Source organism: Pseudomonas putida, assembly GCF_028682455.1.
GTDB classification, from domain to species: Bacteria; Pseudomonadota; Gammaproteobacteria; order Pseudomonadales; family Pseudomonadaceae; genus Aquipseudomonas; species Aquipseudomonas putida_AA.
In genome coordinates this window covers 908054-934247 of sequence record NZ_JANHLD010000001.1, presented here as the reverse complement: position 1 = coordinate 934247, position 26194 = coordinate 908054, and the positions used below count along the sequence as shown (strand labels likewise).

Below are 26194 nucleotides of genomic sequence, written 5' to 3'. Positions count from 1 at the left end.
ATCTTGTAGGCCACTTCACCCCTCGAGGGTACTGCCATGAAGATCAGACTGCCTCTCGTGCTGCTGCTTGCAGCCTTGTGCACACTCCCCGCCCTGAGCCCCGCCGCACAACCCACCCCGCCTACGGCCGACTCGGCCGCCCTGACCACCCGACTGGCCCTGCGTGACCTGTGGGTTGAGCATATTTTCTGGATACGCAATTACGCCCTGGCCAACCAGGCCGGTGATCGCCCGCAAGCCGAGGTCGCAAGCCAGGAAGTGGTCAACAATGCCACGGCCATCGCCAACAGCATCGCCCCGCTCTACGGCCAGCCTGCCGCCGACCAGCTGTTGAAACTGCTCGGTGGACACTGGGGAGCGGTCAAGCACTACAGCGATGCCAGCGTCAGCCAGTCGGCCAGCGGCAAACAGGCCGCCGTGGCCGAGCTGTCCAGCAATGCCAAGGCCCTGGCCAATTTCCTCGCAACCGCCAACCCCAACCTGCCGGAGTCGACGCTCAACACCCTGCTCGCCGCCCATGGCGGGCACCATATCGCCCAGATCGACGAATTCGGCAAAAAGGACTACAAGGCAGAAGCGGCCACCTGGAAACACATGCGCGAGCATATCCTGGGCCTGGCCGATGCCCTGGCGGCGGCCTTGGTCAAACAGTTCCCGGACAAGTTCTAAACGAGGTCGGTCGATGTTCGAAGGCTTGGGACGTACCCAACAGGATCTGCTCTCGGCCCTGCTGTACAAGCCCGGGGGCATGAGCATCGAAGAACTGGCCAACCAGCTGGCGGTAACCCGCACGGCGGTGCGCCAGCACCTCTGGGCGCTGGAACGTGACGACCTGGTGGTGCGCGGCGACCTGCGCGCCACCGGTCGGCGCCCCGAGCAGTTGTACCGCCTCAGCCGCCAGGGCCAGGAGTTGTTCCCGCGCCACTACCACCTGCTGGCCAACCTGCTGATTGGCGAGGTCGCCAGCCTGATCGGCCATGAGGCACTGGTCAGCCTGATGCGCAGCCTGGGCGAGAAAATGGCCCGGGACCTGAGCGCAACCCGTCTCGACGAAGCGCAGATCGCCGCGCACATGAAGGAGGTCGGCTACGAAGCCGAAGTGTTTTTCCGCTCGGGGGGCCCTGCGCAGATCGTCGCCCATAACTGTGTGTTCCATCAGCTGGCCGAGGCTCACCCGGAAATCTGTGAGCTCGACCTGGCGCTGATCGGTCGCCTGGGCGGCGGGCAGGTGCAGCACCTGGAGTGCATGCTGCGTGGCGGACAAGTGTGTCGCTTTCAACTGGCGCGCGACGCCTCATAGCTTGGCGATCGACACCTCGGTGGATTTGACGAAGGCAATCACTTCGCTGCCCACCCGCAACTCCAGCTCGTGCACCGAGCGGGTGGTGATCACCGAGGTGACGATACCGGCGGAGGTCTGCACGTCGATCTCTGAAACCACCGGCCCTTCAATGATCTCCTTTACCGTGCCCTTGAACTGATTGCGTACGTTGATCGCCTTGATGGTCATGCCTGCTTCCTCGTTCTGGATGCACTGCCGCGCAGTGCTTGAGGTGAAGAGTGCGCTGCGGCGATTAAAATTAAAAAGAATAAATACTTACTTGATTAGATTTTTTAGAAATATCAAAAACGACATATCTAAAGATCTACAAGTTATTTATTTTCAGTTTTTTAGATCATTTAGCATCACTACATCTCTCAAAGCCCCTCAGTGAGCGCACCTTGCATATCGCCCCCTCAACCCCATTGCAGACGGCCCGGGCACTGGCCAGCGAATTTGCCCGCACCGTCGTCGAGCGTGATCGCCAGGGCGGCACGCCTAAGGTCGAGCGCGATGCCATACGTCGCAGCGGCCTGCTGGCCCTGAGCATTCCCCGCGAGTTCGGCGGCCTGGGCGGTAGCTGGACGCAGACCTTCGAGGTGGTCCGCGAATTTGCCCGGGTCGACAGCTCGCTGGCCCACGTCTTCGGTTTTCATCACCTGATGCTCGCCACCGTGCGCCTGTTCGCCACCCCGGCGCAGTGGCAGCCCTGGTTCGAACTGACCGCGCGCAAGCACTGGTTCTGGGGCAATGCCCTGAACCCGCTGGACACCCGCACCGTGGTCAAGGACCACGGCAGTTACCGCGAGTTTTCCGGCAAGAAGAGCTTCTGCTCCGGCGCCAGCGACTCACAGATGCTGATCGCCTCAGCCGTGGATGAAGGCGCCGGCGGCAAGCTGCTGATCGCTGCCATCCCCAGCGGCCGCAGTGGCATCACCCTGCATAACGACTGGCACAACATGGGCCAGCGCCAGACCGACAGCGGCAGTGCCACCTTCGAGCGGGTGCGGGTGGAGGAAAGCGACCTGCTGCTCGACCCCGGCCCCCTGAGCACGCCCTTTGCCTGCCTGCGACCGTTGATTGCCCAATTGCATTTCGCCCATGTCTTTCTCGGCATTGCCGAGGGCGCCTTCGAAGAAGCGCGCCACTACGCCCTGAACGAATCGCGGCGCTGGTTCAAATCGCCTGTCGATCAGGTGCACCAGGACCCATATGTGCTCAACCGCTTCGGTGACTTCTGGGTACGCCTGCAAGGGGCGCGGGGCCTGGTCCAGCAGGCCAGCGCCGCGCTGGACGACGCCTGGGCCAAAGGCTCGGCGCTCACCGCCGAGCAACGCGGACGCCTGGCGGTCACCATCGCCACGGCAAAGGTCGCCGCCAGCCGCGATGGCCTGGAGATTTGCAGCAAGGTCTTCGAAGTCACCGGTGCCCGTGCCACCCAGTCCTCGGTGGGCCTCGACCGCCACTGGCGCAACCTGCGTACCCAGAGCCTGCACGACCCGCTGGACTACAAGCTGCACGAACTCGGCGAATGGGCCCTGAACGGGCAACTGCCGACTCCGACCTTCTACTCATAGTGTGACCGCCATGCAATTGTTGACCCTCCCGCCCTCACCGGCCCTGGCCACCTCGATCCGCGCCACGGCGCAAGTGTTCGAGGACCCCAAGTCCCGGGCGCTGCTCGCGCACCTGCAACAGGTCGCCCCCAGTGAAGCCAGTGTGCTGATCATCGGCGAGACCGGTACCGGCAAAGAACTGGTGGCCCGCCACATCCACAACCTCAGTGGCCGACGCGACAAGCCCTTTGTCGCGGTCAACTGCGGTGCGTTCTCCGAGTCGCTGGTAGAGGCCGAACTGTTCGGCCATGAAAAAGGCGCCTTTACCGGCGCCCTGGCTGCCAAGGCTGGATGGTTCGAGGAAGCCAACGGCGGCACCCTGTTCCTCGATGAAATCGGCGACCTGCCCATGGCCATCCAGGTCAAGCTGCTGCGGGTTCTGCAGGAGCGCGAAGTGGTGCGCCTGGGGTCGCGCAAAAGCATTCCCATCGACGTCCGGGTGTTGGCGGCCACCAACGTACAACTCGAGAAAGCCATCAACGCCGGGCATTTTCGCGAAGACCTGTACTACCGCCTGGACGTCGTCAGCCTGGAACTGGTGCCCCTGCGCGAGCGGCCCGGCGACATCCTGCCGCTGGTGCGCCACTTCATCCAGTCCTACAGCCAGCGCCTGGGCTACGGCGCGGTGAGCCTGAGCAGCGAGGCCGAAGCCAGGCTGCGCAGCTATGGCTGGCCGGGCAACATCCGCGAACTGGAGAACGTGATCCACCACACCCTGTTGATCTGCCGCGACGGCGTGATCCGCCAGCAAGACCTGCGCCTGTCGAACCTGCGCATCGAACGGCCCGACGACAGCAGCGACGGCGACGACTCGGCCGAAGGGTTGCTCGAGCGCGCCTTCCAGAAGCTTTTCGAGCAAGCGCCGGGGGCCTTGCACGAGAAAGTCGACGATGCGCTGCTGCGTGCGGCCTACCGCTTCAGCCACTACAACCAGGTCCACACCGCCCAACTCCTGGGGCTCAGCCGCAACATCACCCGTAGCCGATTGATCAAGATTGGCGAGCTGGCGGTGAACCGGCGAAAACCTGCCGGGAGTGTCCAGGGAGAGCGGGTGTTGAACCTGTCGATATGAGCTGATCGCGGGGCAAGCCGCTCCTACAGGTAGACATCCCGTCCCGCCTCGGGTGCCAGGCGTCGAAACACCAGCGCCGACGCCATGCATACCAACGCACACCCGCCAATCACCGTGGCGATATCCGCCACCCCCACCTGCTGTTCACCCTTGAAGCTCATCAACGCACCCAGCAGTGAGGCGGCTATCCCCACCGACAGGCTCATGGTCAACTGCACCGTGGCCGCCGACAGGCTGCTGGCCCTGCTGTGCAAGTGCGCCGGCACATCGGCATAGGTCAATCCGCCCATGGCACTGAACTGCAACGAACGAATCAGTCCACTGCCAAACAGCACCATCACCACCAGCCAATAAGGCGTGTCCAGGTCGAAGCGGGCACAGGCCAGCAGGCTCAACCCAGTCATCAATGCGTTCAGGCTCAAGGTCCGCCGAAACCCCAGGCGTCGCACGATCCGCACTGCCAGCAGCTTCACCACGAACGCGCCCACCCCGCCGGTGAAGGTCAACAACCCCGCCTGCAACGGGCTCAAGCCAAAACACAGCTGAAACAGCAACACCATCAAGAACGGCTGCGCCGCAGTCCCCAATCGAAACAGGTTCCCGCCCCAGAAACTCAAGGCAAAACTGCGCACCCGCAGCGGCGAAAAATCCAGCAAGGGCTGCGCGCATCGCCGGGCGTGGCGTACATACAACAGCGCCGCCAACACCCCAACCGCCAGCAGCACCAGCACCCACGGGCGTGCCAGCAACCCATGGCCCAGGGCCTCGAAGCCAAACACCAGCGCCCCCAGGGCAACGCTGCTGAGCGCCAGCCCGCGTCCATCCAGCGGCCGCTCGCTCGCCCCCGGATAATCCGGGATATGCCGCAACACCAGCCAGACACCCAACACGCCGATAGGCAGGTTGATCAGAAAGATCCACTGCCACGACAGCAGCGTGACCATCAGGCCGCCTAGCGGTGGCCCGAGCATCGGCCCGATCAACGGGGGGATGGTCAGGTACGACATGTTGCGCAGCAGATCTTCCCGCGGCGACCAACGCAGCAGGATCATCATTCCCACCGGCACCATCATTGCTCCCGCGGCCCCCTGGCAAAGGCGCGCCAGGCACAGTTGCAACAACGAGCCGGCCATCGCGCACGCCAGCGAAGACAGGGTGAACAGCACCATCGCCAACACGAACAAGCGCCGTGGCCCGAAGCGGTCGGCCGCCCAGCCGCTGACCGGCACCGCCAGGGCGGCGGCGAGCATGTATAGCGATACCACCAGGTTCATCCGTACGCTGGGTACGCCGAACTCAACGCCCATCTGCGGCAAGGCGGTCATCACCACCGTGGCGTCGATCAGCTCCATCAACAGCGCGCAGCCGATGATGACCGGCACCCGCCGCGAGGTGCTGGCGACGGGTAGCAGGGGCGGCGCCTGTAGCGCGCCCAAGTCAGAACAACCCCGAGGTCGGCGGTGGCGTGTCGGTCAGGTGCCAGGCGCCCACCGCCGCCGCCTTCCAGTGACGCGGGTTGTGGTTGGCGACGGTGCGGGCATTGCGCCAGTGACGGTCGAGGTTGTGGCCACGCCCAGTGGTCGAGGCCCCGCCGACATCGAACAGCAGCTCACCGGCCTTGAGCGCCGACTCGGCGGCGATGTACTGCGCCTGGGCGACGTCGATGGCGGCCTGGTCGACCAGCGCCGGATCGAGGTCGGCAGCCCAGGCCCGGTCGATGGCGCCTGCCGCGCGCAGCACCACCGCTTCGGCGGCGAAGGCGCGGGCAGCGATGTCGCCAACGCTCTGTTGCACGTAGGGGTCATCCACCGAACGCGTGGCGCTGCTGTGCTTGATCGGCCGGGCGTGCTCGCGGGCAAAGCGGGTGGCATCGTCCAGGGCATTGCGGGCGATCCCGGCCTGCACCGTGGCCAGGAACAACTGCAGGAACGGCGTGACGATGGTGCGCTTGCCCTCCTCCACGGTGCGCGTGCGGATTTCGTCGGCATACACCCGCACATCGTTGAGCCGGGTGGTGCCGCTGGCCGTCAGGCGCTGGCCCATGGCGTCGAAGTCATCCAGCAGTTCAAGGCCCTGGCGGTCACGGGGCAGCACGAACGATACCGGCTGATCGTCCTCATCCAGGGCCACGGCACTGATCCAGTCGGCGTACAGCGAGCCCGTGCTGTAGTACTTGCTGCCGCTGGCGCGGTAGTGCTCGCCATCGCGCACGATGCGCGCAGTGATCGCGCCATTGACCCCGCCCACCTCCCAACCGGCATTGCCCAGCACCGCGCCGTCCAGGTAGCGGGCGAACCAGCGCTGGCGCTCGGCCTCGGCGCCCTCGGCGCGGGAGGCCAGCAAGCCTTCGACAAAGCCGAAGCCGGGGCGCAGCGCCTGGGCGACGTTGGAGTCCACTGAGGCGATGCGCAGCAGCAGGCCGATCACATCGCTGACGCTTGCGCCCGGTCCGCCATGCGCCTTCGGGATGCGGCAGGTGTAGAGCCCGGCCTCGGCGATCAGGCGCACCGCTTCATAAGGCAACTGGCGCTCGCGTTCACGTTGCGCGGCGCCTGCGCCAATCAGCGCCAGCAGGTTTTCGGTATTGCCCTTGAGCTCGTCCAGGTGACGGCGTTGGGGTACTGCAGATAAACCAGGCATAAAGCATCCTTGTAGAATCGGGCGAATCAGATCGCCAGGCGGAGAAATTCGAAGCTGGTGCGCCGGCCGCTTTCCAGGTGCGGGATGGCATCGAGCAAGGCGCGGGTATAGGGGTGCTGCGGACGATCGAAGACATCGCGCACCGGGCCGGATTCCACCGCCACGCCGTCTTTCATCACCAGCACCTGGTCACTGACATGGTTGATCACCCCCAGGTCGTGAGAGATGAACAGGCACGCCAGGCCCAGGCGTTGCTTGAGGTCGTCGAGCAGTTCGAGGATTTGCGCCTGCACCGACACATCCAGGGCCGAAACCGGCTCGTCGCACACCAGAATCTGCGGCTGCGCCGCCAGGGCGCGGGCAATGGCGATGCGTTGGCGCTGGCCACCGGACAGCTCGATCGGCCGACGCTCGAGCAGGCCTGCCTCCAGGCGCACCAGCTCCAGCAGCTCCAGGGCCCGGGCGCGCCAGCTGGCGCGCAGATGGCCGGCCACTTCCAGGGCCTCGAACAGCACGCGCTGCACGGTGTAGCGTGGATCGAAGGAGCTCAGCGGGTCCTGGAACACCACCTGGATACTGCGGCGCAACTGGCGTTTTTCAGCATCCGCCAGGCTCAACCAGGACCGGCCCTTGATCTGGATGTCGCCGCCATCGGGGGTTTCCAGGCCGAGGATCATTCGGGTCAGGGTGGTCTTGCCCGAGCCCGACTCACCGACGATGCCCAGGGTTCGGCCCTTGTGCAGTTGCAGCGACACCCCGTCGACCACCGTGCGCAGTTGCCCGTCCGGGCCCTTGAAGGCCTTGCTCAGGCCCTGCACCTGCAACAGCGGCGTGGCGGTTTCGACCGGGGCCTGGGCAACCGCCGCCAGCGCCGGCACTTGCGGCCGGCGAAAATGCACGGCAGCTCCGGCCTTGAGCAGGTACTGGGTATATGGGTGCTGCGGATCCTGCAGCACCGCCTCGACACTGCCCTGCTCGACGATCACCCCGTTGTGCATCACCGCCACCCGATTGGCCAGGCGCGAAACCACCGCCAGGTCATGGCTGACGATCAGCATGGCGGTGCTGTCGCCGCGCAGCGATTCAAGCAGGTCCAGCACCTGGGCCTGCACCGTGGCATCCAGCGCAGTGGTTGGCTCGTCGGCGATCAGCAGGCGCGGATTGCAGGCAATGGCCGAGGCGATCAGCGCCCGCTGGCGCAGCCCGCCCGACAACTGCCAGGGGTATTGGCGTGCGCGCAACTGGGGCGACGGCACGCCCACCAGGCGCAGCAGTTCCAGCACCCGTGCCTGGCGCTGCTCGCGGTTCAAGGCACTGTGCAGTTGCAGGGGCTCTTCGATTTCCTTGCCCACCGGGCGCAACGGGTCGAGCGAGCCCAGGGCATCCTGCATGACAAAACCGATCTGCGCGCCGCGCACCTGGCGCCAGGCACGTTCGTTGAACTGGCGCAGATCGAGACCGGCGAAGGCCAGGCGACTGGCCTGGACCTGGGCATGGGCACCGGTCAACCCGGCCAGGGTGCGCGAGGTGACGCTCTTGCCCGAGCCCGACTCGCCTACCAGCGCCAGGCATTCGCCGGCCTGCAAGCTGAAGCTGATGCCCTTGAGCACCGGTGCACCGTGGGCAAAACGCACCTGCAGGTCGCGCACATCAATCAGCGGCTCCGGCGGTTGAATGCGAGCGTTCATAGACGTTTACCTTCGTTGCGGCGCAGCAGTTCGCGGCCGATGGCGGTGATCGAAACCACCGTGAGGGTGATCGCCAGCGCCGGCCAGGCCGCCAGCCACCAGGCGTTGGCGAGATAATTGCGGCCGATGGCGAGCATGCCGCCCCACTCGGGCTCGGGAGGCGGCGCGCCAAAGCCAAGAAAGCTCAAGGCAGCACCGGCGACGATGGTGCTGCCGATGCCGATGGTGGCCAGGATCAGGATCGGCTTGATGGCGTTGGGCAGCACATGCCGCCAGATCACCTGGCGACGTGCCAGGCCCAGGGTGGTGGCCGCCTCGACGTAACCGGCACCGCGCACCACCAGGGTTTGCGCGCGCACCAGGCGGGCATAGCGCGGCACGCTGGCGATGCCCACGGCGATGATGGTGTTGACTGCGCCCTGGCCGAAAAAGGTGATGATCACCAGGGCCAGCAGCAGGTCGGGGAACGCCAGCAGCACATCCACCAGGCGCATCACCGCGCCATCCAGCCAACGCGGCCCCAGCCCCGCGGCCAGCCCCAGCACGGTCCCCAGCAACAGGCCCAGGGCGGTGGCGCTCAGGCCCAGTACCAGCGAGGGGCGCACCGCGTATACCAGCCGCGCAAGAATGTCGCGGCCGTTTTCGTCGGTACCCAGCCAGTGCAGGCTGCCCGGTGCCTGGAACGCCTGGCGCGCGCTGGCCTCCAGCGGGTCGGCCGACACCAGCCAGCCAGGGGCCAGGGCCGCCGCCACCAGCAGCGCGACGAACAGTGCAGCCAGCACCAGCCCCGGGCGCACGGCCAGTTGTTGCAGGCTCCGGCGCCGGGCGCCGAAGCGCGCCTGGGCCAGGATCGGCCCGGCGCTCGGCAACACCGCGGCAGTTGAATTGATCGGCGCCATCGGGCACCTCCACGTGCAAAGGGTTGCGGTTCAAGGGGCCGGGTTGGGCACCCGGCGATGGATCTGCTCGATGCGCGCCAACGCCTGCGGGTCGAGCTTGACGTCGAGCGCGCCGAGGTTGTCGGCCAACTGGGCAAGGCTGGTCTGCCCGGTCAGGGCGCTGCTGACAAAGGGCTGGTTGATGACAAAGGCCAGGGCCAGCTGCGCCGGGCTCAGCGACAGCTCGGCGGCCAGCGCCACATAGGCGGCGATGGCCTGGTGGGCGCCCGGGCTGTCGTAGCGATTGAAGGTGCGATACACCGACGACAGCCGCGACCCCTCGGGCAAGGCGCCGTTGAGGTACTTGCCGGTCAGGGCACCGAAGGCCAGTGGCGAGTAGGCCAGCAGGCCGATGTTTTCACGCTCGCCGAACTCCGACAGGCCGCCCTCGTACAGGCGATTGAGCAGGCTGTAGGGGTTCTGGATGCTGACGATGCGCGGCAGGTTCTGCTCACGGGCCTGGCGCAGGAACTCGGCCACGCCCCAGGGCGTCTCGTTGGACACACCGATATGGCGAATCTTGCCTGCGGCCACCTGCTCGGCCAGCACCTGCAAGGTTTCGCCGATGCTCACGACCTGGGCGTCATCGGCGCCGTAGGGGTATTCACGCTGGCCGAAAATATTGGTGGTGCGGTCTGGCCAGTGCAGTTGGTAGAGGTCCAGGTAATCGGTTTGCAGGCGCTTGAGGCTACCGTCCAGGGCCGCGACGATATTGGCCCGGTCATGACGGGTGCGTCCTTCGCGGATATGCGCCCCCGCCCCCGGTTGGCGCGCCGGGCCGATGATCTTGCTGGCCAGCACTACCTCACTGCGCCGCCCGCTTCTGGCCAACCAGCTGCCGATGAAGCGTTCGGTGCTGCCCCAGGTTTCGGCGTGGGTGGGCGTGGGGTACATCTCGGCGGTGTCGATCAGGTTGATGCCGGCATCCAGGGCCGCGTCGAGTTGCTGGTGGGCGTCGCTTTCGCTGTTCTGGTGGCCCCAGGTCATGGTGCCAAGCCCAAGAAGGCTGACCTGGATATCGCTGTTGCCTAGTGTGCGTTTGATCATGGTGAGTCCGTGTGCGCAAAAGTGGGATCAGACAGCCGCGGCTGCCCGTTGATACTGGCTGGCCGGGTACGGCAGGCCCAGGTGCTCACGCAGGGTGCTGCCCTGGTAGTCGTGGCGAAACACGCCGCGCCTTTGCAGCAACGGCACCACCTCGTCGACGAACACCTCGACGCCGGAGGGAAACATGTCGGGCATGATGTTGAAGCCGTCGGCGGCGCCGGCACGGAACCAGTGCTCCAGGGTGTCGGCCACCTGCTCGGGGGTGCCGACAATCAGCCGGTGCCCCACCAGGATCCGCCGCGACAGCTCGCGAATGGTCAGGTTCTCCCGACGCGCCAGGTTCAACTGGGCCTCGAGAAAACCGTGGGAGCCGCGCTCGAAGGCGTTGACCGGGCCGATCCGCGCCCACGGCAAGGGTGCATCCAGTTCCAGCTCGCTGACCGCCAGCCCGACCCGCGCCGCCACCTGGTTGATCAGCCCTTCTTCGCCGTAGTAGGCGTTCAACTCGTCGAACCGCGCCTGGGCCTCGGCCTCGCTGCTGCCGATCACCGTCGACAGCCCCGGCATGATCTTCAGGTGCTCGGGGTTGCGCCCCCATTGGCGGGCGCGCTGCTTCATCTCCTGATAGAACGCCAGGCCATCGACCAGGGTGGTCTGGGTGGTGAAGATCGCATCGGCATAGCGCGAGCCCAGGGCCTTGCCGCCTTCGGACGAGCCTGCCTGCACCAGCACCGGCCGCCCCTGCGGCGAGCGCGGCAGGTTCAACGGGCCCTTGACCGAGAAGTGCTCGCCGACGAAGTCGATGGCATGGACCTTGGACGGGTCGGCAAAGCGACCGCCTTGAGCATCGCCGATCACCGCGTCGTCTTCCCAGCTGTCCCACAGCTTGAGCGTCACATCGATGAACTCGTCGGCCCGGGCGTAGCGGTCGACATGCCGCGGCGCCCCGGCCAGGCCGAAATTCTGCGCGGCAGCATCGCCAGCGTTGGTGACCACGTTCCAGGCCGCGCGACCGCCGCTGATATGGTCGAGCGAACTGAAGCGCCGGGCCAGGTTGTACGGGTCGTTGTAGCTGCTCGATGCCGTGGCGATCACGCCGATGTGCTGGGTGGCGAGGGCCACCGCGGTGAGCAGCACGGTCGGCTCCAGGCGCCCGGCGGGCTGCTGGGCGATGTCACCGACCAGCGCCGGGCCGTCGGCGAGAAAGATCGCATCGAGCTTGCCGCGTTCGGCGATGCGGGCGATGTTGCGGTAGTACTCGACATCCAGGTAGGCATCGGCGGCCACCTCGGCCTTGCGCCAGGCCCCGGCGTGGGCGCCGAAGCCAAGGATGTTCATACCGATGCTCATCTGTGGGGTGGACTGGCTCATGGCAACTCCAAGGTAAGGGGGTTCAAACGGCACTGGCTTCATCGCGCGCGCCGGCATCCTGTTGCGCGGCGTGCAACACCCGCCAGGCCGCACCGGGGCTGATGCCGTTGAGGTAGTAGTTGCCCAGCGCCTGCTCGCGGTAGATCGCCGGGTTGTGCGAAGCCAGGGTGCGGGCGTTGCGCCAGTGGCGGTCCAGGCGTCGGGCCTGGCTGGTGGCCGAGGCTCCGCCCACCTCGAACAGCAGTGTGGTGGCTTCAAGCACCTGCTCCAGCACCACCTGCTGGGCCTGGAAGGTGCGAATGTCGGCTTCCACGTAGTCGGCCTCGGTGACCGTGCCACCCTGCTCGGCCTCATGGACCTGCTGCAGCACCTGGGCCACGTCCAGCACCACGGCCTGCGCGGCATAGGCCAGGCTCGACAGGCGTCCGACCACCCGTTGCACCAGTGGGTCGTCCTTGGGGCTGGACTGCCCCGGAATGCCGAAGGCGCGGGTGCGGCCCTGCACGAATGCGCACGCATCGCGCTGCACGGCGCGGGCGATGCCAGACAGGGTGGCCAGGTGGAACAGCTGGTAGAAGGCCGAGAGATACGACTCGGCGCGCAATTCGCCGGGCTTGAAGCGGCGCAGCACCTGCTCGGGTGCCACCGCCACCTGGTCGAAGCGGGTGGTGCCGCTGCCGCTCAGACGCTGGCCGAAGCCGTCCCAGTCGTCTTCAAGGCGCACTCCGGGCGCCCTGGTCGAGACCACCACACTGACAAAGTCCTTGTCGTCCACGGCCACCGCTGCCAGCCAGTCGGCATAGATAGCGCCGGTGCAGTAGTACTTTTCGCCGTCCAGCAACCAGCCAGCTTCAGGTGCCTGGGGGTCGGCCGGGCTGAGCAGCACCGAGTTGCCGGTGGTGTCGGTGCGCTCGGCCATGGCCGCGCCCCACAACTGCCCCGCCGCCACCTTGGCCAGCCAGTACTGTCGCGATGCGCCGTCGTCGCTGGAGAGTCGGCCTTCGACAAAACCGAAGTGAGCCCGGAAGATCTGCGGCAGATTGGAGTCTGCCTCGGCCAGGTCGATCAGCAGGCGAAACAGCACCGGCAGGCTGACCTGCGAGCCGTCCAGGGCCCGAGGCACACGCAGCGCGCCAAAGCCGGCTTCACGCAGCCAGGCCACTGGCTGGTGAGCCAGTTCACGCTGTTGTTCGCGCTCGATCGCGCCTTCGGCAATACGGGCGAACAGCGGCGCGAAGCGCGCCAGCAATTGCGGGTAGTCCAGGCCAGCGCTGGCGGTGGCCTGCGGGGTGTGCAGTTGATGGGCAGTCATGGTAGGTCCTTGATACGGGTTCATACCCGAGTGCTACGGGGGTCGACCCAGTGGTTGATCAGGTCGACGAGAAAGTTGACGACCACATAGATGGCCGCAGCCAGCAGGGTGATGCCCAGCAGCAACGGCATGTCCTTGCCCAGGGCAGCGTCGAGCATCAGCCTCCCGATGCCCTGGCGGGCAAACAGCAATTCAATGATCACCGCCCCGCCCAGCAGGCTTGCGAAGACAAAGCCCGACAGCGTCACCAGCGACACCAGGGCATGGCGCAAGGCGTGCTTGAGGCGCACGCCGGTCTCGGACATGCCACGGGCCCGGGCCATGGCGATAAAGGGTTGTTCGAGGATGTCCTCGAGCTCCTGGCGCAGTACCTGGGTCAACACCGCGGCAACCGGCAAGGCCAGCGCCAGGCTGGGCAGGATCAATGCCTGCCAAGTGCTGGAGCCCGACGGCGGCAACAGGTGCCAGCCGAACGAGAACAGCAACAGCAGCACGATGCCGATCACGAACGACGGCGCCGACGACAGCACCAGCTCCGTGCCGGACACCAAGGAACGCACCCAGCGTGGCCGGTTGGCACTGAGCACCGCGCACACCACCGCCAGCAGCACCGACAGCACTGCAGCGGCCAGCGACAGCTGCACCGTGGCGCCCAGTTGCCCGCCGATGACCTGCAGCACCGGCATGCGCAGCCGGTACGACTCACCCAGGTCGCCCTGGGCCAGGCGCCCCAGGTACTGGCCGTACTGCACCAGCAGCGGTTGGTCCAGGCCATATTCGGCGCGCACCTGGGCAATCAGCTCGGCGCTGGGCATCGCCTCGGGGCCGCCGAGAATCGCCAGCGCCGGGTCGCCGGCACTCAGGTTGATGGCCAGGAAGGTCAGGGTCGCTGCACCCCAGAGCACACCGATACCGGCGGCAAGGCGCCAGAAAATACGCTGCAGCGTGTTCATATGCCCTCCTGGTCGAGCCAGACGCTGGTGAAGAACGGGGTGTTGTGCGAGGTGTCGAAAATCACCCCCTTGACCGCCTTGCGGTAGGCCAGCAGCACATGGCTTTCGAACACCGGCACGGCGGGAATGGTCTGCGCCAGGCGCTCCTGGGCGGTGCGGTAGAGCCCGGAAAGTTCCACCGGATCGGTGGTGCGCCGGGCCGCGCTGAGTACCCGGTCCAGCTCGTCGTCGCGAAACCGCCCGACGTTCTGGCCGATCAGCTTGGCCGTGCTGATCGCCTGGCTGTGGTAGAGGATGTACAGCCCGTCCGGGGTGTTGGTATGCCAGTAGCCGCCGCCGATCAGTTGGAAATCGCTGGCGTAGCGGCGCTGGGTGACTTGCGCCAGCGGCAGCAGGTCGATGTCGATCTCCAGGCCGATCTTTTTCAGGTCCGACTGAATGGCCACGGCGATGCTGCTGGGGTAGGCAGCGGTCTCGTAGGTGAGCAGGTGCGCGGCCAGGCGCTGGCCGTTCTTGACCCGATAGCCCTGGGCATCGCGTTGCTGCCAGCCGGCCTGGTCGAGGATGCGGTTGGCCTCTGTCACGTCGTAGGTCAGTGCGTCCTTGAACGCCGGGTCGTAGTAGCGGGTGTTGGCGGCCAGGAAATCGCCCTTGGCCATGTATTCGCCAAAGCCTGTGATCCACGCCAGGCCGTCGCGGTCGATGGCCTTGGCCACTGCCCGGCGCACCGCGACATCCTCGAAGGGAAAGCGCTCGACGTTGAAGGTCAGGCTGCGAAACGGATTGGCCTTGCGGATGCGGCTGCGCAGTTCAAGCTCGGGGTTGGCGCGAATGGCCCGGGCATTCTGGGTCGGGGCATCGACGGTAAAGTCCGACTGGCCCGACTCCAGGGTGCTGAAGCGGATCATCGGTTCGGGGACGATGCTCAGTTCCAGGCGATCCAGGTAGGCCTCGCCCTGGTGACGGGTCACCGGCGGCGCCCAGTTGTAGCCCTTGCGCTTGACGAAACTTGCCCCCTGGTCGCGGGTGTAGCTTTCCAGCACGAAGGGCCCGGAGCCGATCGGATGCTCGGCGATGCTCTTCGGTGCCTCAAGGATCTGGCGTGGCGAAATCATGCTCAGCCAAGACTGCGCCAGCACATCGAGGAACGGCGAGTACGGCTCGCGCAGGTGCGCCTCGAAGGTGTACTCATCGACGATGCGCCCGTCCACATAGGGGGCGATGTAGGCCGCCGCCAGGGGCGACTTGGTGGCCGGGTCGCGCATGTGCTCGAGGTTGACCTGCAGCGCGCGGGCGTTGAATTTCTCGCCGTCGCTGAAGGTCACGTCATCGCGCAGGTGAAAGGTATAGGTCTTGCCGTCGGCGGAGATGTTCCAGGCCTTGGCCAGCCACGGCGAGATGTTGCCCTGCTCGTCCTGGTACAGCAGGCAATCGAACAGGATGCGCCCCAGCCACTGCACATTGCCGTGGGAAATCGAATGCACATCCAGGGTGGTGGTGTCCGAGGCGGTCGATACCCGCAAAGTGCCGCCGGGCCTGCCCGGTACAGCCTCGTAATAGTCCTGGGCGACATAGCTCAGGGTGCCGTTGCTGAAGCTGCCATCGATCGCGCTGGTAGCGCCCTGCCCCACGTCGCCCGCAGGCTCGCAGGCCGTGAGGGCCAGCAGCGCGCCGAGCACGCCCAGCCGTGTGAATACACTCATGTGGTTCTCCCGCAGGTGACGCGCGAACGGCACCTGCCCCTGGCTCAGAAGTTGTAGGCAATACCGGTGTAGGCACCGAAACCGTCGCCCGGATACAGCGCCGCGGTGTCCTGGCCCCTGGCGTCGTAGGTGGGCAACAGGGCGGTGGCGTAGTCCTTGTCGGTGAGGTTCTTCAGGTCCAGGTACACCTGCCATTTGTTGTTCGGCGCGTCGTAGCCCAGGCGTGCGCCCCACAGGGTGTAGGACGGCGCGTAGAAACTGTTGGCGTAGTCCACCGCCGTGCGCGAGGCCGAGCGCACGTTGACGCCTGCGTAGAAGCCGTTGGCGTACTGGTAGAACAGCTCGCCCTGGTAGATGTGCTTGGGCAGGCCGGGCAGCTCGTTCTTGCTGAACAACGGGTCGTGCTGGTAGTGGAAGTCGTTGAGGGTGTAGGCCTGGCGCCAGCTCAGCACATCGCCGTTGGCCCGTTGCCACAGCTTGGTGGTCAGCCCCGCCTCGACGCCCTGGTGAATGGTCGGGCTGGCGTTGGCGGTCGAGACCACAGAGGCCGAGGTGGTAGTCGCCGGGATGATCTCGACGTTGAGCAGTTCATCCTTGATCCAGGATTTGTACAGGGTCAGGCTGCCGTCGAAGATCTCCGAGCGACCGCGAATGCCAAGTTCCACGGTGTTGGCGCTTTGCGGCACCAGGGTCTTGGCGAAGTTGGTGGTGACCCCGGAGCCCGAGCTCGACCAGGAGCTGGGCGGGTCGATCGAACGGCTGACGTTGCCGAACACCTGCACATCGGGGGTCAGGTAGTAGCGCAGGCCTACCCGCGGCGCCAGCTTCCATTCCTGGTAGCGGTAGTGGCTGGGAAAGCTGCTGGTGTTGGGCCGGTCGCTGAAGGTCACATCGACATTGCGCTTGACCTCGATGGCCGAGACGCCGGTGGACAGGTACAGGTTGTCGGTCAGGCCCAGGTCGTTGCCCAGGGTGAACACGTGGTCGAAAGAGCCGTCGTACTCGACCTGTTTTTGCAGCACGCCGAGGTCTTTGTCGCCCCTGTAGGTGCGAACCCCCGAGCGGATGTGCTGGGTGCTGGTCCAGCCCGCGGTGGTGATGCTCGGCAGGCCCAGCAGCTCATCGTTGCGGGTGTAGTTGAGCGAGTAGTTGATGTCGCGCCAGTCCCAGTAGTTGGGGTTGACCGTGCTCTTCTTGCTGAGAATCTGCGGGTAATTGTGATAGACCAGGCCGGCGACCAGGGTCGAGTCGTCGTCGAAGGTGTAGGTGGTCTTGCTGCCGACCCAGGTCGAGCCCTCCTTGGTGGAGTCGGCCCGGGTGGCCTGGGTGGCCGGGTTGGTCTGGGAGGAATTCTTTTTCAACTGCGCCAGGGTCAGGGTGCCCGAGTTCTCGTGGTACTCCTCGCGGTAACGGATATACAGGCGGGTCTCGAGCTTCGGGTTGAAGCGATAACCGAAGTTGGTGACCACGCCCTTGGCCTTGGTGAAAGTGAAATCCTGGTACCCGTCGCGACGCGAATTGTCGACGCTGATGAAGTAGTCGCCATTGCCCGCCGCGCCGCCGGTGCTCAGGGTCTGCTTTTGCCAGCCGAAGCTGCCGCCTTCGACCTTGATGCGGTTGCCCGGCGCGGTGAGCCCCGACTGGGTGACGAAGTTGATCGCCCCGCCCAGCGACAAGGCGCCGAATTCGAATGCGTTGGCCCCGCGCAGCACTTCGGTGTAGTTCAGGCCCTGGGTGTCGAGCAGCTCATAGGGCGTGCCGCCGGCGCCGGTCAGGGCCAGGCCGTCGAACAGGAACTTGGTGCCTTCGCGAAAATAACCGGGCGAGGTATTGGCGCCCGAGCCACGGATGGAAATCTTGATCGCATCGTTGCCACCGGCAGCCTGGGCATACACGCCCGGCTGGTAGGCCAGGGTGTCTTCCAGGGTCGCCGAGCGGCCCTTCTCCACCTCGGCCTGGCTGACCAGGCTGGTACCGCCGGGGATCTCGTCCAGCTGTGCCTGCGCCTGCTCCACCGGGGTGACTTTGGCGGCCTCGACCGTGACGGTCTGCAGGCGTTGTTCGGGTGCTGCGCCGTCCTGGGCCTCGGCCAAGGGAGCCAGTGTCAGCAGTGCTGCGCCAACGCCGGCCAGTGTCCAGTCCCTCCCTACTACTTTGGTCGAATGAGTGCGTATTGCGGATGTTGCCCGAGGCACGAAATTCAAGGTCTTGCTCCCCACCTGATTAAAAAAATAGGCGAGTTTCTATTGGTATAGTCAATCTCGAAGGTAGCTGTTGCAGCGACCGTGCCAACCTTTAAAACCCTTGATTTACGGGCACTTGGGACACAACTTGAGGTTAAACAATTGTTCGAAATACAGGCTATGTGTGGATCTGCTGTTGCCTGGCGAACAGTTGGCCGAGCGATAGATAAAGCCTTGGTAAAGACAGCCTTGATAGATGCGCTCGATAGGATCATCGACACCCTTGATTAGCCCGTACATTCCGTAAGGGAATACACTACCGCGCATCCGCGTCATCCGAGCCCTGCGCCAGACAGGGCCCTCGACCAATCGTGACCTCACCCCAGCCAACTGCGCTTGCGACGCCTTGTTGCCGGGCATGCCTATGCCCGTGGCTTTGTGCAGCCGCCAGAAAATGGCCGCCACTAGAATAAGGAGATACTTATGGGACTCGGCAGACGCCAGTTCTTCAAGCTCTGCACCGCCGGTGTCGCCACCGCCACCTGCGCCACTCTGGGCTTTGCCCCCGGCATGGCCCAGGCCACGCAGTCGCGCCAGTACAAGCTGTTGCGCGCCAAGGAAACCCGCAACAACTGCACCTATTGCTCGGTGGGTTGCGGGATTCTGATGTACAGCCTGGGCGACGGTGCCAAGAACGCCAAGGCGCGCATTTTCCACATCGAAGGCGACCCGGACCACCCGGTCAGCCGTGGCTCGCTGTGCCCCAAGGGCGCGGGCCTGGTGGACTACGTGCACAGCGAACAGCGCCTGCTCTACCCCGAGTACCGCGCACCGGGCTCGGACAAGTGGCAGCGCATCAGCTGGGACCACGCCATCGAGCGCATCGCCCGGTTGATGAAGGACGACCGCGACGCCAACTTCATCGAAAAGAACGCCAAGGGCACCACGGTCAACCGCTGGTTGAGCACCGGGATGCTCTGCTCCTCGGCGGCCAGCAGTGAAACCGGTTCGCTGGACCAGCGCTTCACCCGCGCGCTGGGAATCCTGGGCACCGACAGCCAGGCCCGGGTGTGCCACGCACCGACTGTATCGGCCCTGGCGCCGACCTTCGGCCGTGGCGCGATGACCAACAACTGGGTCGACATCAAGAACGCCAACGTGGTGCTGATCATGGGTGGCAACCCGGCCGAGGCGCACCCGGTGGGCTTCAAGTGGGTGATCGAGGCGAAGATCCGCAATGGCGCCAAGGTCATCGTCGTCGACCCGCGCTTCAACCGCAGCGCCGCGGTGGCCGATATCTACTCGCCGATCCGCGCAGGCTCCGACGTGACCTTCCTGATGGGCGTGGTCAACTACCTGATCAGCCACGACAAGGTCCAGCACGAGTACGTGCGCCATTACACCAACGCCAGCCTGATCGTGCGCGAGGACTACCACTTCGACGATGGTCTGTTCAGCGGCTATGATGCCGGCAAGCGCAGCTACGACCGCAGCTCCTGGACCTACGAGCTGGATGAACAGGGCCATGCCCGGCGCGACCCGACCCTGAGCCATCCGCGCTGCGTGTGGAACCTGCTCAAGGCCCACGTCAGCCGCTACACCCCCGAGGTGGTCAGCAACATCTGCGGCACGCCCAAGGATGACTTCCTCGAGATCTGCGCGATCCTGGCCAGCACCTGCGTACCCGACCGCACCGCCACCTTCCTCTACGCCCTGGGCTGGACCCACCACACCAACGGCGCACAGATGATCCGTGGCTCGGGCATGATCCAGCTGCTGCTGGGCAACATCGGTATGGCCGGTGGTGGGGTGAACGCCCTGCGCGGTCACTCCAACATCCAGGGCTACACCGACCTGGGCCTGCTCTCGCTGCGCCTGCCCGGCTACATGAACCTGCCCTCCGACGAGCAGGCCACGTTGGCCACCTACCTCAAGCAGACCACGCCCACGGCGCTGCTCGAAGACCAGGTCAACTACTACAAGCACACGCCCAAGTTCTTCATCAGCCTGATGAAGAGCCTCTGGGGCGACAAGGCTACCCGGGAAAACGACTGGGGTTTCGACTGGTTGCCCAAGTGGGACGACAGCTACGACGTGCTCAACTACAGCAACCGCATGTTCGAAGGCAAGGTCAACGGCTACATCGCCCAGGGCTTCAACCCGGTGGCGGCCTTCCCCGACAAGAACAAGGCCCAGGCGGCACTGGCCAAGCTCAAGTTCCTGGTGATCATCGACCCGCTGGCCACCGAGACATCGAGCTTCTGGCAGAACCACGGCGAGCAGCACGACGTCGACACTGCCGCGATCCAGACCGAAGTGTTCCGCCTGCCCTCCTCCTGCTTCGCCGAGGAAGACGGCTCGATCGTCAACTCCGGGCGCTGGCTGCAGTGGCATTGGGCAGGCGCCGCGCCGCCCGGCGAGGCCTGGCACGACGGCAAGATCCTCGGTCACCTGTTCATGAAAATCCGCGAGCTGTATGCGCAGGAAGGCGGTGCCAACCCGGCACCGATCCTCAACATGGCCTGGGACTATGCCGACCCGTACGACCCCAAGCCCGAGGAAGTGGCCAAGGAGTCCAACGGCCGCGCCCTGGCCGACCTGCACGACGAGCAAGGCAACCTGATCCTGCGCAAGGGCCAGTTGCTCAGTGATTTTTCGCAGCTGCGCGATGACGGCAGTACCCAGTGCTTCAACTGGATCTTCGCCGGCTCCTGGACCGAGCAGGGCAACCAGATGGCTCGCCGCGACAACGCCGACAGCGGCCTGGGTTGCACCCCCGGCTGGGCCTGGGCCTGGCCGCAGAACCGACGCATCCTCTACAACCGCGCCTCGGCCGACCCCCAGGGCAACCCGTGGGACCCCAAGCGCAAGCTGATCGGCTGGGACGGCCAGCGCTGGAGCGGCGTGGATGTGCCCGACTTCGCCATCAATGCCGCCCCAGGTGGCAAGGTCAATCCGTTCATCATGCTGCCCGAAGGCCTCGGCCGGCTGTTCTCGGTCGGCGCCCTGAACGACGGCCCGTTCCCTGAACATTACGAACCGACCGAAAGCCCGCTGGCGAACAACCCCTTGCACCCGAACGTCACCTACAGCCCCACTGCACGGCTGTACGAAAGCGACCGCAAGCGCATGGGCAAGCGCGAAGACTTCCCCTACGTGGCCACCACCTATTCGATCACCGAGCTGTTCCGCCACTGGACCAAGCACGCGCGCCTGAACGCCATCGTCCAGCCCGAGCAGTTCATCGAGATCGGCGAAAAGCTCGCCCACGACAAAGGCATCGTCCAGGGCGACACGGTCAAGGTGACCACCCAGCGCGGCTACATCAAGGCCAAGGCCGTGGTCACCAAGCGCATACGCCGCCTGGCGGTGGATGGCCAGGATGTCGACACCATCGGTATCCCGTGCCACTGGGGCTATGAGGGCGCCACGCGCAAGGGCTTTTTGGCCAACACCCTGACCCCGGGCATCGGCGACTCGAACACCCAGACGCCGGAGTACAAGGCGTTTCTCGTGAACATTGAAAAGGTCTGAGGGCGAAACCATGTCCATGCAATCCCAAGACATCGTCCGCCGCTCGGCCACCAGCGTGCTGACCCCGGCGCCACACACCCGCGATCACCAGGCCGAAGTGGCCAAGCTGATCGACGTGAGCATCTGCATCGGCTGCAAGGCCTGTCAGGTGGCGTGCAACGAATGGAACGACCTGCGTGACGAGGTCGGCCACAACGTCGGCGTGTACGACAACCCGGCGGACCTGTCTGCCGAGACCTGGACGCTGATGCGCTTTGACGAAGTCGAAGACGAAAGCGGCAAGCTCGAATGGCTGATCCGCAAGGACGGCTGCATGCACTGCGCCGACCCCGGCTGCTTGAAAGCCTGCCCGCAACCGGGGGCGATCATTCAGTACGCCAACGGCATCGTCGACTTCCAGTCCGAACATTGCATCGGCTGCGGCTACTGCATCGCCGGCTGCCCCTTCGATGTGCCGCGCATCAGCCAGAAAGACAACAAGGCCTACAAGTGCACCCTGTGCGTGGATCGCGTCTCGGTCGGCCAGGAGCCGGCGTGCGTCAAGACCTGCCCCACCGGCGCGATCAACTTCGGCAGCAAGCAGGACATGCTGCACCAGGCCAGCGAACGGGTCAGCGAACTGCAGGGCCGCGGCTTTGCCGGCGCTGGCATCTACGACCCGCAAGGCGTGGGTGGCACCCATGTGGTGTACGTGCTGCAGCATGCCGACAAGCCGCAGCTGTACCACAAGCTGCCCACCGACCCGCGCATCAGCACCGCGATCCAGGGCTGGAAAGGCTGGATGAAACCGGTGGCGGCGGCCGCGTTCTTCGCGACCCTGGCCGGCACCCTGTTCCACTACATCGGCGTGGGCCCCAACGAGGTCGATGAAGCGGACGAGAAACATGAGGAGGATACCCACGCATGAACACCGACAAACTGATCCTGCGCACCCGCTTCATCGACCGCGCCTGCCACTGGTTCATGGTGATCTGCTTCTTCGCCGTGGCGCTCTCGGGGCTGTCGTGGTTCTTCCCCTCGTTCAATGGCCTGAATGCGGTGTTCGGCACCCCGCAACTGGCACGCATCCTCCACCCGTTCTTCGGGGTGGTGGTGTTCGTGCTGCTGATGTTCCTGTTCGTGCGTTTCGTGCGCTACAACCTTCCCGAACGCGAAGACGTGCAGTGGTTCAAGAACGTCAGGCAGGTGCTGGCCGGCAAACATGACCCGGCGCTGAACATCGGCAAATACAACGCCGGGCAGAAAATACTGTTCTGGGGAATCATGGGCCTGATCAGCCTGTTGCTGCTCAGCGGCGTAGTGATCTGGCGGCCGTACTTCGCGCCGCTGTTCAGCATCCCGACCATCCGCATCGGCCTGCTGGTGCACGCCCTGGCCGGCATCGCGCTGATCCTGCTGATCATTGGCCACGCTTACCTCGCGTTCTGGGTCAAAGGCTCGATTCGCGGCATGGTCACCGGCTACGTCAGCCGCGCCTGGGCCAAGACCCACCACGACCGCTGGTACCGCCAGATCAGCAAGCAGGACAAGCCCGGGAGCAAGCCATGAGCATCCAGATGACTCCACTGCAGACGCCCACCGGCGGCGTCAACGAAATCGTCGCAGTGCTGCTGCCCTCGCTCAAGGACCGCTACAGCAAGCGTGCGGCGCGCCTGCAACAACTGGCGCAAGCCCATGCCATGGGCGACTACCTGGACTTCTGCGCGCAACTGGTCCAGGCCCAGCACCAGCTGCTCGAACGCATGCCGCTGCCACCGGTGCTGGCGGCCGGGCTGGGCGAGCGGCTGGGCCGCGGCCAGGCCCCGCTCGACAGTGCCGACTACCCGCGTGACCCGTACTGGCAGCAGCTGCTGCAGGGCTTGATCGACGCCTTGCATGCCGACGCCAACCCGGCGGTGCGAGCGACCCTCGATGGCCTTCGCGAGCATACGCCTGAGCAACTGGAAAACCTCGCCGGCGCGTTGCTGGCTGGCCACTTCGAGCAGGTCGGCAGCGGCCAGGCGCTGTTTGTCTGGGCCGCGCTGTCGCTGTACTTCACCCAACTGGCCAGCGCCCTGCCGGCGTCGGCCAGTGCCGCGCTGGGCGAACAGCGCCAGCACTGCCCGGTGTGCGCCAGTGCGCCGGTGGCAAGCGTGGTGATGACCGGTGCCCAGGCAGGCTTGCGCTACCTGCACTGCAGCCTGTGCGAGTGCCGTTGGCACATGGTGCGGGTCAAGTGCAGCAACTGCGAAGGTACCGGCGCGCTGGACTACTGGTCGCTGGACCGTCAGGATGCCGCGCTCAAGGCTGAAAGCTGCAACGACTGTCACAGTTACCTGAAAGTCTTCTACCCGGAAAAGGACCGCGACCAGGAACTGCTGGCCGACGACCTGGCCACCCTGGCCCTGGATGCCGAGGTAGAACGTGAAGGGTACGGGCGTAGCGGCGTCAGTCCGTTTCTGTTTCCGGGTTGATGTCGCCCACTACCGAGGTTTCCCATGGGTCTGAAAAAATCGTCTGCTGAACTCAAGCGCGACCTTAAAAGCGTCGCCTCGAACCTTGAGCGCACGGCGGGAGAAATCAGCAAGCTGGCCGAACGCATCGACGGCGTCGACGTGGTGGCCGTGCTGCACCTGATGAACCGCCTGTACAAGGACTCCGACAAGCTTCACGCCTACGCCGACGAAATCAAGAGTGGGCGTATCGTGCGCGGCAAGGCCGAGTAGGACATCGCTGGGCAAATGTGGGAGCCGGATTTGCCCAGCGAACGCAGCAGGTCAACTCACCCGCCCCGCCACGATCAGTACGCCGATCTGCTCCGCCACCCCCAGCAGTTGCAGGTAGGCCGTACTGTCTGCCAACAGGCTGCGCCCTTGCCCCTGGCGCACCAGCGACCCCGCGCCGACCCGGTCGCCGAACAACATCAGCGCCCGCGCACTGTCGTCCTGGCGTGATGTCCAGCAAAGTCCCTGGACGTGCGCGCATTGCCGATGAATCGCCTCGGCCCAGCACCGGGTCAGCGGGTACTGATCCTTCTCGGTGTCGATCAACAACTTGCGCGGCACCCCCAGCTTGCGCAACGCCTTGCTGCCCAGGTCCACCAGCAGCAAGTCCTGCACGCAGTGCAGCAGCGAGTGCTGCTGACCTGCCAGCTTGCCCTTGTCATAGGTTTTGAAACCGGCGGCAAAGGGCACGTCATGAAACACTGTCTCCATGGCCGCACAGTCGAAGCTGGTGCCCCCGTAGAGCGTCGGGATCGGCTGCCCGTGCTCGTCGTGGATCGGGCTGAAGCGCGCATTGCCCCGGATACCCGGGTTGAACTGGTCGGCGCCATAACAGTCGAGATGCACCCGGTGGATCGGCGTTCCGGCCGCCCAGGTCAGGGTCGAGAGCTGCAGTGTGGCCGGCGGCTGCGGCGTATCAGCCATGGGCAACGACCTGCAGCTCGTCCTCGGCTGCAGCCAGCACCCGCGCAGGCTCCCGGGCCAGCAGGTCGAGGGGGCGCTGCCCGGCCAGGAAGCTGTTGGCCGACATGAACCAGTAGGCCAGGCCCCAGCTGTCCTTGTGCTCGCCAAACCGCTCCAGCACCGGGGCCATGGCCTTCAGGGGCCGGTACCCAGCGCCAGCGTCCAGTCCATAGGCCGGAAAGTAATCCACGCCATGGTGGCGCAAGGCAAAAATCGCCCCTTCACGCTTCCATTTGTTCGGTTGGGCGCTGGGGTTGCTCAGGCTGAACCCGGCCAACCCGGCGATCTGCGCCGCGGTCAACCACTCGCCGCTCTCCAGCACCGCCGTGCGCGCCTTGGCCAGCATTGCGGCCTCCTTGAGCGCGGTGGGCGTGGGCGGCACCTTGGGTACCAGGGCTTCGACGATGGACTCCAGGGCCTGCCGGTGCTGGCGGCCGACCAGGTCCTTGACCAACCCGGCAATGTTGGCAAAGGTTTCGGCGATGGCATCCGCCTCGCGCGGGCTGGCCTGGGCCAGGGCCACCGCGACGACTTTTTCGGCTTCGCGCAGGCGCTGTTGCTTGGAGTCGGTCCGGCGGTTCATGGGAGCTCCGTGTGATTAGATTGGATATGACGAATCCATACTAATCCAGATCATACATCACCACCATCCACGCACAGCCGTGCCGACGACCGGCGCGCAAATCCTCCGGGCCGTCTTACACTTGGGGGAGTGTCTTTCCTTCTGCGTGCATGGAGCGCAACACAATGCCGAACCTGGATTTCCTCATTACTTCCCTGATCGTCGTGCTGATTCCCGGCAGCGGTGTAATCCTGACGATTTCCACCGCCCTGGTCGCAGGCAAGCGGGCCAGCCTGTACACCGCGCTCGGTTGCACCGCCGGCATCGTCCCGCACCTGCTGGCTTCGATACTCGGCCTGTCGGCCATCCTGCACACCAGTGCCCTGGCCTTCCAGGGGCTGAAGTTCGCCGGTGTCGCCTACCTGCTGTACCTGGCCTACGCGACCTGGCGCGATCGCTCGGCCTTCGCCGTAGACAGCAACACCCAGGTCGGCAGCGCCGGCAGCCTGATGCTGCGCGCGGGCCTGTTGAACATACTCAACCCCAAGCTGACTATTTTCTTCCTGGCGTTCCTGCCCCAGTTCATCACCCCGCAGGGCGGTTCGGTGACCGCCCAGATGCTCGGCCTGAGCGGTGTGTTCATGCTCATGACGTTCGTGGTGTTCGTGTTGTACGGCCTGCTGGCCAACCTGTTCCGCCGCGCGGTGATCGAGTCGCCGCAGGTGCAGAACTGGTTGCGCCGCAGTTTTGCGGCATCCTTTGCCGGCCTGGGCCTGAACCTGGCGTTCGCCCAGCGCTGAGGAGCGCG

General features: G+C 65.3%; 23 protein-coding genes. 10 read left to right on the top strand and 13 right to left on the bottom strand.

All coding sequences use genetic code 11. The features are described 5' to 3' along the window. The first annotated feature begins 36 nt into the window (after nucleotides 1-36). Both NPS58_RS04635 and NPS58_RS04630 read left to right on the top strand, forming a co-directional pair. Nucleotides 37-669 carry a hypothetical protein gene (locus tag NPS58_RS04635; protein WP_274113948.1) on the top strand — a complete coding sequence of 211 codons (633 nt, stop codon included), beginning with the start codon at nucleotides 37-39 and terminating at the stop codon, nucleotides 667-669. 13 nt (nucleotides 670-682) lie between these two features. Continuing rightward, on the top strand, nucleotides 683-1300 hold the full coding sequence (locus NPS58_RS04630) for a helix-turn-helix transcriptional regulator (protein ID WP_274113946.1): 618 nt from the start codon (nucleotides 683-685) through the stop codon (nucleotides 1298-1300). Here NPS58_RS04630 and NPS58_RS04625 read toward each other — a convergent pair. Beyond that, entirely contained in the window at nucleotides 1295-1510 is a 216-nt protein-coding gene (locus NPS58_RS04625) for a TOBE domain-containing protein (protein WP_010227092.1), read from the bottom strand. The genes NPS58_RS04630 and NPS58_RS04625 overlap by 6 nt on opposite strands. A gap of 212 nt (nucleotides 1511-1722) precedes the next feature. Here NPS58_RS04625 and NPS58_RS04620 point away from each other — a divergent pair, with 212 nt between their 5' ends. Together NPS58_RS04620 and NPS58_RS04615 are read left to right on the top strand one after the other, a co-directional pair. After that, a complete protein-coding gene (locus tag NPS58_RS04620; RefSeq protein WP_274113944.1) occupies nucleotides 1723-2898 on the top strand; it encodes an acyl-CoA dehydrogenase family protein in 1176 nt (391 codons plus the stop codon). A 10-nt stretch (nucleotides 2899-2908) separates the two neighbouring features. Beyond that, on the top strand, nucleotides 2909-4009 hold the full coding sequence (locus tag NPS58_RS04615) for a sigma-54 interaction domain-containing protein (RefSeq protein WP_274113942.1): 1101 nt from the start codon (nucleotides 2909-2911) through the stop codon (nucleotides 4007-4009). 23 nt (nucleotides 4010-4032) lie between these two features. On the opposite strand, the gene NPS58_RS04610 is transcribed toward NPS58_RS04615, so the two are convergent. The 10 genes from NPS58_RS04610 to NPS58_RS04565 are packed head-to-tail and all read right to left on the bottom strand — an operon-like array spanning nucleotide 4033 to nucleotide 17856. After that, nucleotides 4033-5445 carry an MFS transporter gene (locus tag NPS58_RS04610; RefSeq protein WP_274113940.1) on the bottom strand — a complete coding sequence of 471 codons (1413 nt, stop codon included), beginning with the start codon at nucleotides 5443-5445 and terminating at the stop codon, nucleotides 4033-4035. A gap of 1 nt (nucleotide 5446) precedes the next feature. Beyond that, nucleotides 5447-6649 (bottom strand): acyl-CoA dehydrogenase family protein, encoded by a 1203-nt coding sequence (locus NPS58_RS04605; protein WP_274113938.1) that lies wholly within the window; start codon nucleotides 6647-6649, stop codon nucleotides 5447-5449. Between the two features lie 26 nt (nucleotides 6650-6675). After that, nucleotides 6676-8337, bottom strand: coding sequence for a dipeptide ABC transporter ATP-binding protein (locus NPS58_RS04600; protein WP_274113936.1), 1662 nt, complete (start codon nucleotides 8335-8337; stop codon nucleotides 6676-6678). Further along, nucleotides 8334-9236 (bottom strand): ABC transporter permease, encoded by a 903-nt coding sequence (locus NPS58_RS04595; RefSeq protein ID WP_274113934.1) that lies wholly within the window; start codon nucleotides 9234-9236, stop codon nucleotides 8334-8336. Before NPS58_RS04595 ends, NPS58_RS04600 begins: the two co-directional genes overlap by 4 nt. Before the next feature lie 30 nt (nucleotides 9237-9266). Continuing rightward, entirely contained in the window at nucleotides 9267-10322 is a 1056-nt protein-coding gene (locus NPS58_RS04590; protein ID WP_274113932.1) for an NADP(H)-dependent aldo-keto reductase, read from the bottom strand. 27 nt (nucleotides 10323-10349) lie between these two features. After that, on the bottom strand, nucleotides 10350-11693 hold the full coding sequence (locus tag NPS58_RS04585; RefSeq protein WP_274113930.1) for an LLM class flavin-dependent oxidoreductase: 1344 nt from the start codon (nucleotides 11691-11693) through the stop codon (nucleotides 10350-10352). A gap of 22 nt (nucleotides 11694-11715) precedes the next feature. After that, nucleotides 11716-13005, bottom strand: a complete 1290-nt coding sequence (locus NPS58_RS04580; RefSeq protein ID WP_274113928.1) for an acyl-CoA dehydrogenase family protein — start codon at nucleotides 13003-13005, stop codon at nucleotides 11716-11718. Nucleotides 13006-13025: 20 nt separating this feature from the next. Then, nucleotides 13026-13958 carry an ABC transporter permease gene (locus NPS58_RS04575; protein WP_274113926.1) on the bottom strand — a complete coding sequence of 311 codons (933 nt, stop codon included), beginning with the start codon at nucleotides 13956-13958 and terminating at the stop codon, nucleotides 13026-13028. Beyond that, nucleotides 13955-15661: an ABC transporter substrate-binding protein gene (locus NPS58_RS04570; RefSeq protein ID WP_274113925.1), complete on the bottom strand. Its 1707-nt coding sequence runs from the start codon at nucleotides 15659-15661 to the stop codon at nucleotides 13955-13957. Before NPS58_RS04570 ends, NPS58_RS04575 begins: the two co-directional genes overlap by 4 nt. Nucleotides 15662-15705: 44 nt before the next feature. After that, nucleotides 15706-17856 carry a TonB-dependent receptor family protein gene (locus NPS58_RS04565; RefSeq protein ID WP_274115357.1) on the bottom strand — a complete coding sequence of 717 codons (2151 nt, stop codon included), beginning with the start codon at nucleotides 17854-17856 and terminating at the stop codon, nucleotides 15706-15708. A gap of 471 nt (nucleotides 17857-18327) precedes the next feature. Between NPS58_RS04565 and fdnG the strand changes: the two genes are divergently transcribed. The 5 genes from fdnG to NPS58_RS04540 are packed head-to-tail and all read left to right on the top strand — an operon-like array spanning nucleotide 18328 to nucleotide 24083. After that, nucleotides 18328-21378, top strand: coding sequence for a formate dehydrogenase-N subunit alpha (gene fdnG / locus NPS58_RS04560; RefSeq protein WP_274113922.1), 3051 nt, complete (start codon nucleotides 18328-18330; stop codon nucleotides 21376-21378). A 16-nt stretch (nucleotides 21379-21394) separates the two neighbouring features. Then, on the top strand, nucleotides 21395-22285 hold the full coding sequence (gene fdxH, locus NPS58_RS04555) for a formate dehydrogenase subunit beta (protein ID WP_274115356.1): 891 nt from the start codon (nucleotides 21395-21397) through the stop codon (nucleotides 22283-22285). After that, nucleotides 22282-22926, top strand: coding sequence for a formate dehydrogenase subunit gamma (locus NPS58_RS04550; RefSeq protein WP_274113920.1), 645 nt, complete (start codon nucleotides 22282-22284; stop codon nucleotides 22924-22926). Before fdxH ends, NPS58_RS04550 begins: the two co-directional genes overlap by 4 nt. Further along, on the top strand, nucleotides 22923-23831 hold the full coding sequence (fdhE, locus tag NPS58_RS04545; RefSeq protein WP_274113918.1) for a formate dehydrogenase accessory protein FdhE: 909 nt from the start codon (nucleotides 22923-22925) through the stop codon (nucleotides 23829-23831). The genes NPS58_RS04550 and fdhE overlap by 4 nt, the downstream gene beginning before the upstream one ends. Before the next feature lie 24 nt (nucleotides 23832-23855). Further along, the gene (locus NPS58_RS04540; protein WP_028941721.1) at nucleotides 23856-24083 is read left to right on the top strand and encodes a hypothetical protein; all 228 of its coding nucleotides are present in this window, start codon (nucleotides 23856-23858) and stop codon (nucleotides 24081-24083) included. Between the two features lie 51 nt (nucleotides 24084-24134). Here the strand turns inward: NPS58_RS04540 and NPS58_RS04535 are convergent, their stop codons facing one another. Both NPS58_RS04535 and NPS58_RS04530 read right to left on the bottom strand, forming a co-directional pair. After that, a complete protein-coding gene (locus NPS58_RS04535; protein WP_274113916.1) occupies nucleotides 24135-24785 on the bottom strand; it encodes an RES family NAD+ phosphorylase in 651 nt (216 codons plus the stop codon). Continuing rightward, nucleotides 24778-25407: a hypothetical protein gene (locus NPS58_RS04530; protein ID WP_274113914.1), complete on the bottom strand. Its 630-nt coding sequence runs from the start codon at nucleotides 25405-25407 to the stop codon at nucleotides 24778-24780. Before NPS58_RS04530 ends, NPS58_RS04535 begins: the two co-directional genes overlap by 8 nt. A 164-nt stretch (nucleotides 25408-25571) precedes the next feature. On the opposite strand from NPS58_RS04530, the gene NPS58_RS04525 reads away from it, so the two are divergent. Next, entirely contained in the window at nucleotides 25572-26186 is a 615-nt protein-coding gene (locus NPS58_RS04525) for a LysE family translocator (RefSeq protein ID WP_274113912.1), read from the top strand. Nucleotides 26187-26194: the final 8 nt, after the last annotated feature.

Bases quoted from the DNA above. Each gene is read 5' to 3' on its own strand.
- NPS58_RS04635 (WP_274113948.1), top strand. From the start codon at position 37: ATGAAGATCAGACTGCCTCTCGTGCTGCTGCTTGCAGCCTTGTGCACA.
- NPS58_RS04630 (WP_274113946.1), top strand. From the start codon at position 683: ATGTTCGAAGGCTTGGGACGTACCCAACAGGATCTGCTCTCGGCCCTG.
- NPS58_RS04625 (WP_010227092.1), bottom strand. From the start codon at position 1,510: ATGACCATCAAGGCGATCAACGTACGCAATCAGTTCAAGGGCACGGTA.
- NPS58_RS04615 (WP_274113942.1), top strand. From the start codon at position 2,909: ATGCAATTGTTGACCCTCCCGCCCTCACCGGCCCTGGCCACCTCGATC.
- NPS58_RS04605 (WP_274113938.1), bottom strand. From the start codon at position 6,649: ATGCCTGGTTTATCTGCAGTACCCCAACGCCGTCACCTGGACGAGCTC.
- NPS58_RS04600 (WP_274113936.1), bottom strand. From the start codon at position 8,337: ATGAACGCTCGCATTCAACCGCCGGAGCCGCTGATTGATGTGCGCGAC.
- NPS58_RS04595 (WP_274113934.1), bottom strand. From the start codon at position 9,236: ATGGCGCCGATCAATTCAACTGCCGCGGTGTTGCCGAGCGCCGGGCCG.
- NPS58_RS04590 (WP_274113932.1), bottom strand. From the start codon at position 10,322: ATGATCAAACGCACACTAGGCAACAGCGATATCCAGGTCAGCCTTCTT.
- NPS58_RS04585 (WP_274113930.1), bottom strand. From the start codon at position 11,693: ATGAGCCAGTCCACCCCACAGATGAGCATCGGTATGAACATCCTTGGC.
- NPS58_RS04580 (WP_274113928.1), bottom strand. From the start codon at position 13,005: ATGACTGCCCATCAACTGCACACCCCGCAGGCCACCGCCAGCGCTGGC.
- NPS58_RS04575 (WP_274113926.1), bottom strand. From the start codon at position 13,958: ATGAACACGCTGCAGCGTATTTTCTGGCGCCTTGCCGCCGGTATCGGT.
- NPS58_RS04570 (WP_274113925.1), bottom strand. From the start codon at position 15,661: ATGAGTGTATTCACACGGCTGGGCGTGCTCGGCGCGCTGCTGGCCCTC.
- fdnG (WP_274113922.1), top strand. From the start codon at position 18,328: ATGGGACTCGGCAGACGCCAGTTCTTCAAGCTCTGCACCGCCGGTGTC.
- fdxH (WP_274115356.1), top strand. From the start codon at position 21,395: ATGCAATCCCAAGACATCGTCCGCCGCTCGGCCACCAGCGTGCTGACC.
- NPS58_RS04550 (WP_274113920.1), top strand. From the start codon at position 22,282: ATGAACACCGACAAACTGATCCTGCGCACCCGCTTCATCGACCGCGCC.
- fdhE (WP_274113918.1), top strand. From the start codon at position 22,923: ATGAGCATCCAGATGACTCCACTGCAGACGCCCACCGGCGGCGTCAAC.
- NPS58_RS04540 (WP_028941721.1), top strand. From the start codon at position 23,856: ATGGGTCTGAAAAAATCGTCTGCTGAACTCAAGCGCGACCTTAAAAGC.
- NPS58_RS04535 (WP_274113916.1), bottom strand. From the start codon at position 24,785: ATGGCTGATACGCCGCAGCCGCCGGCCACACTGCAGCTCTCGACCCTG.
- NPS58_RS04530 (WP_274113914.1), bottom strand. From the start codon at position 25,407: ATGAACCGCCGGACCGACTCCAAGCAACAGCGCCTGCGCGAAGCCGAA.
- NPS58_RS04525 (WP_274113912.1), top strand. From the start codon at position 25,572: ATGCCGAACCTGGATTTCCTCATTACTTCCCTGATCGTCGTGCTGATT.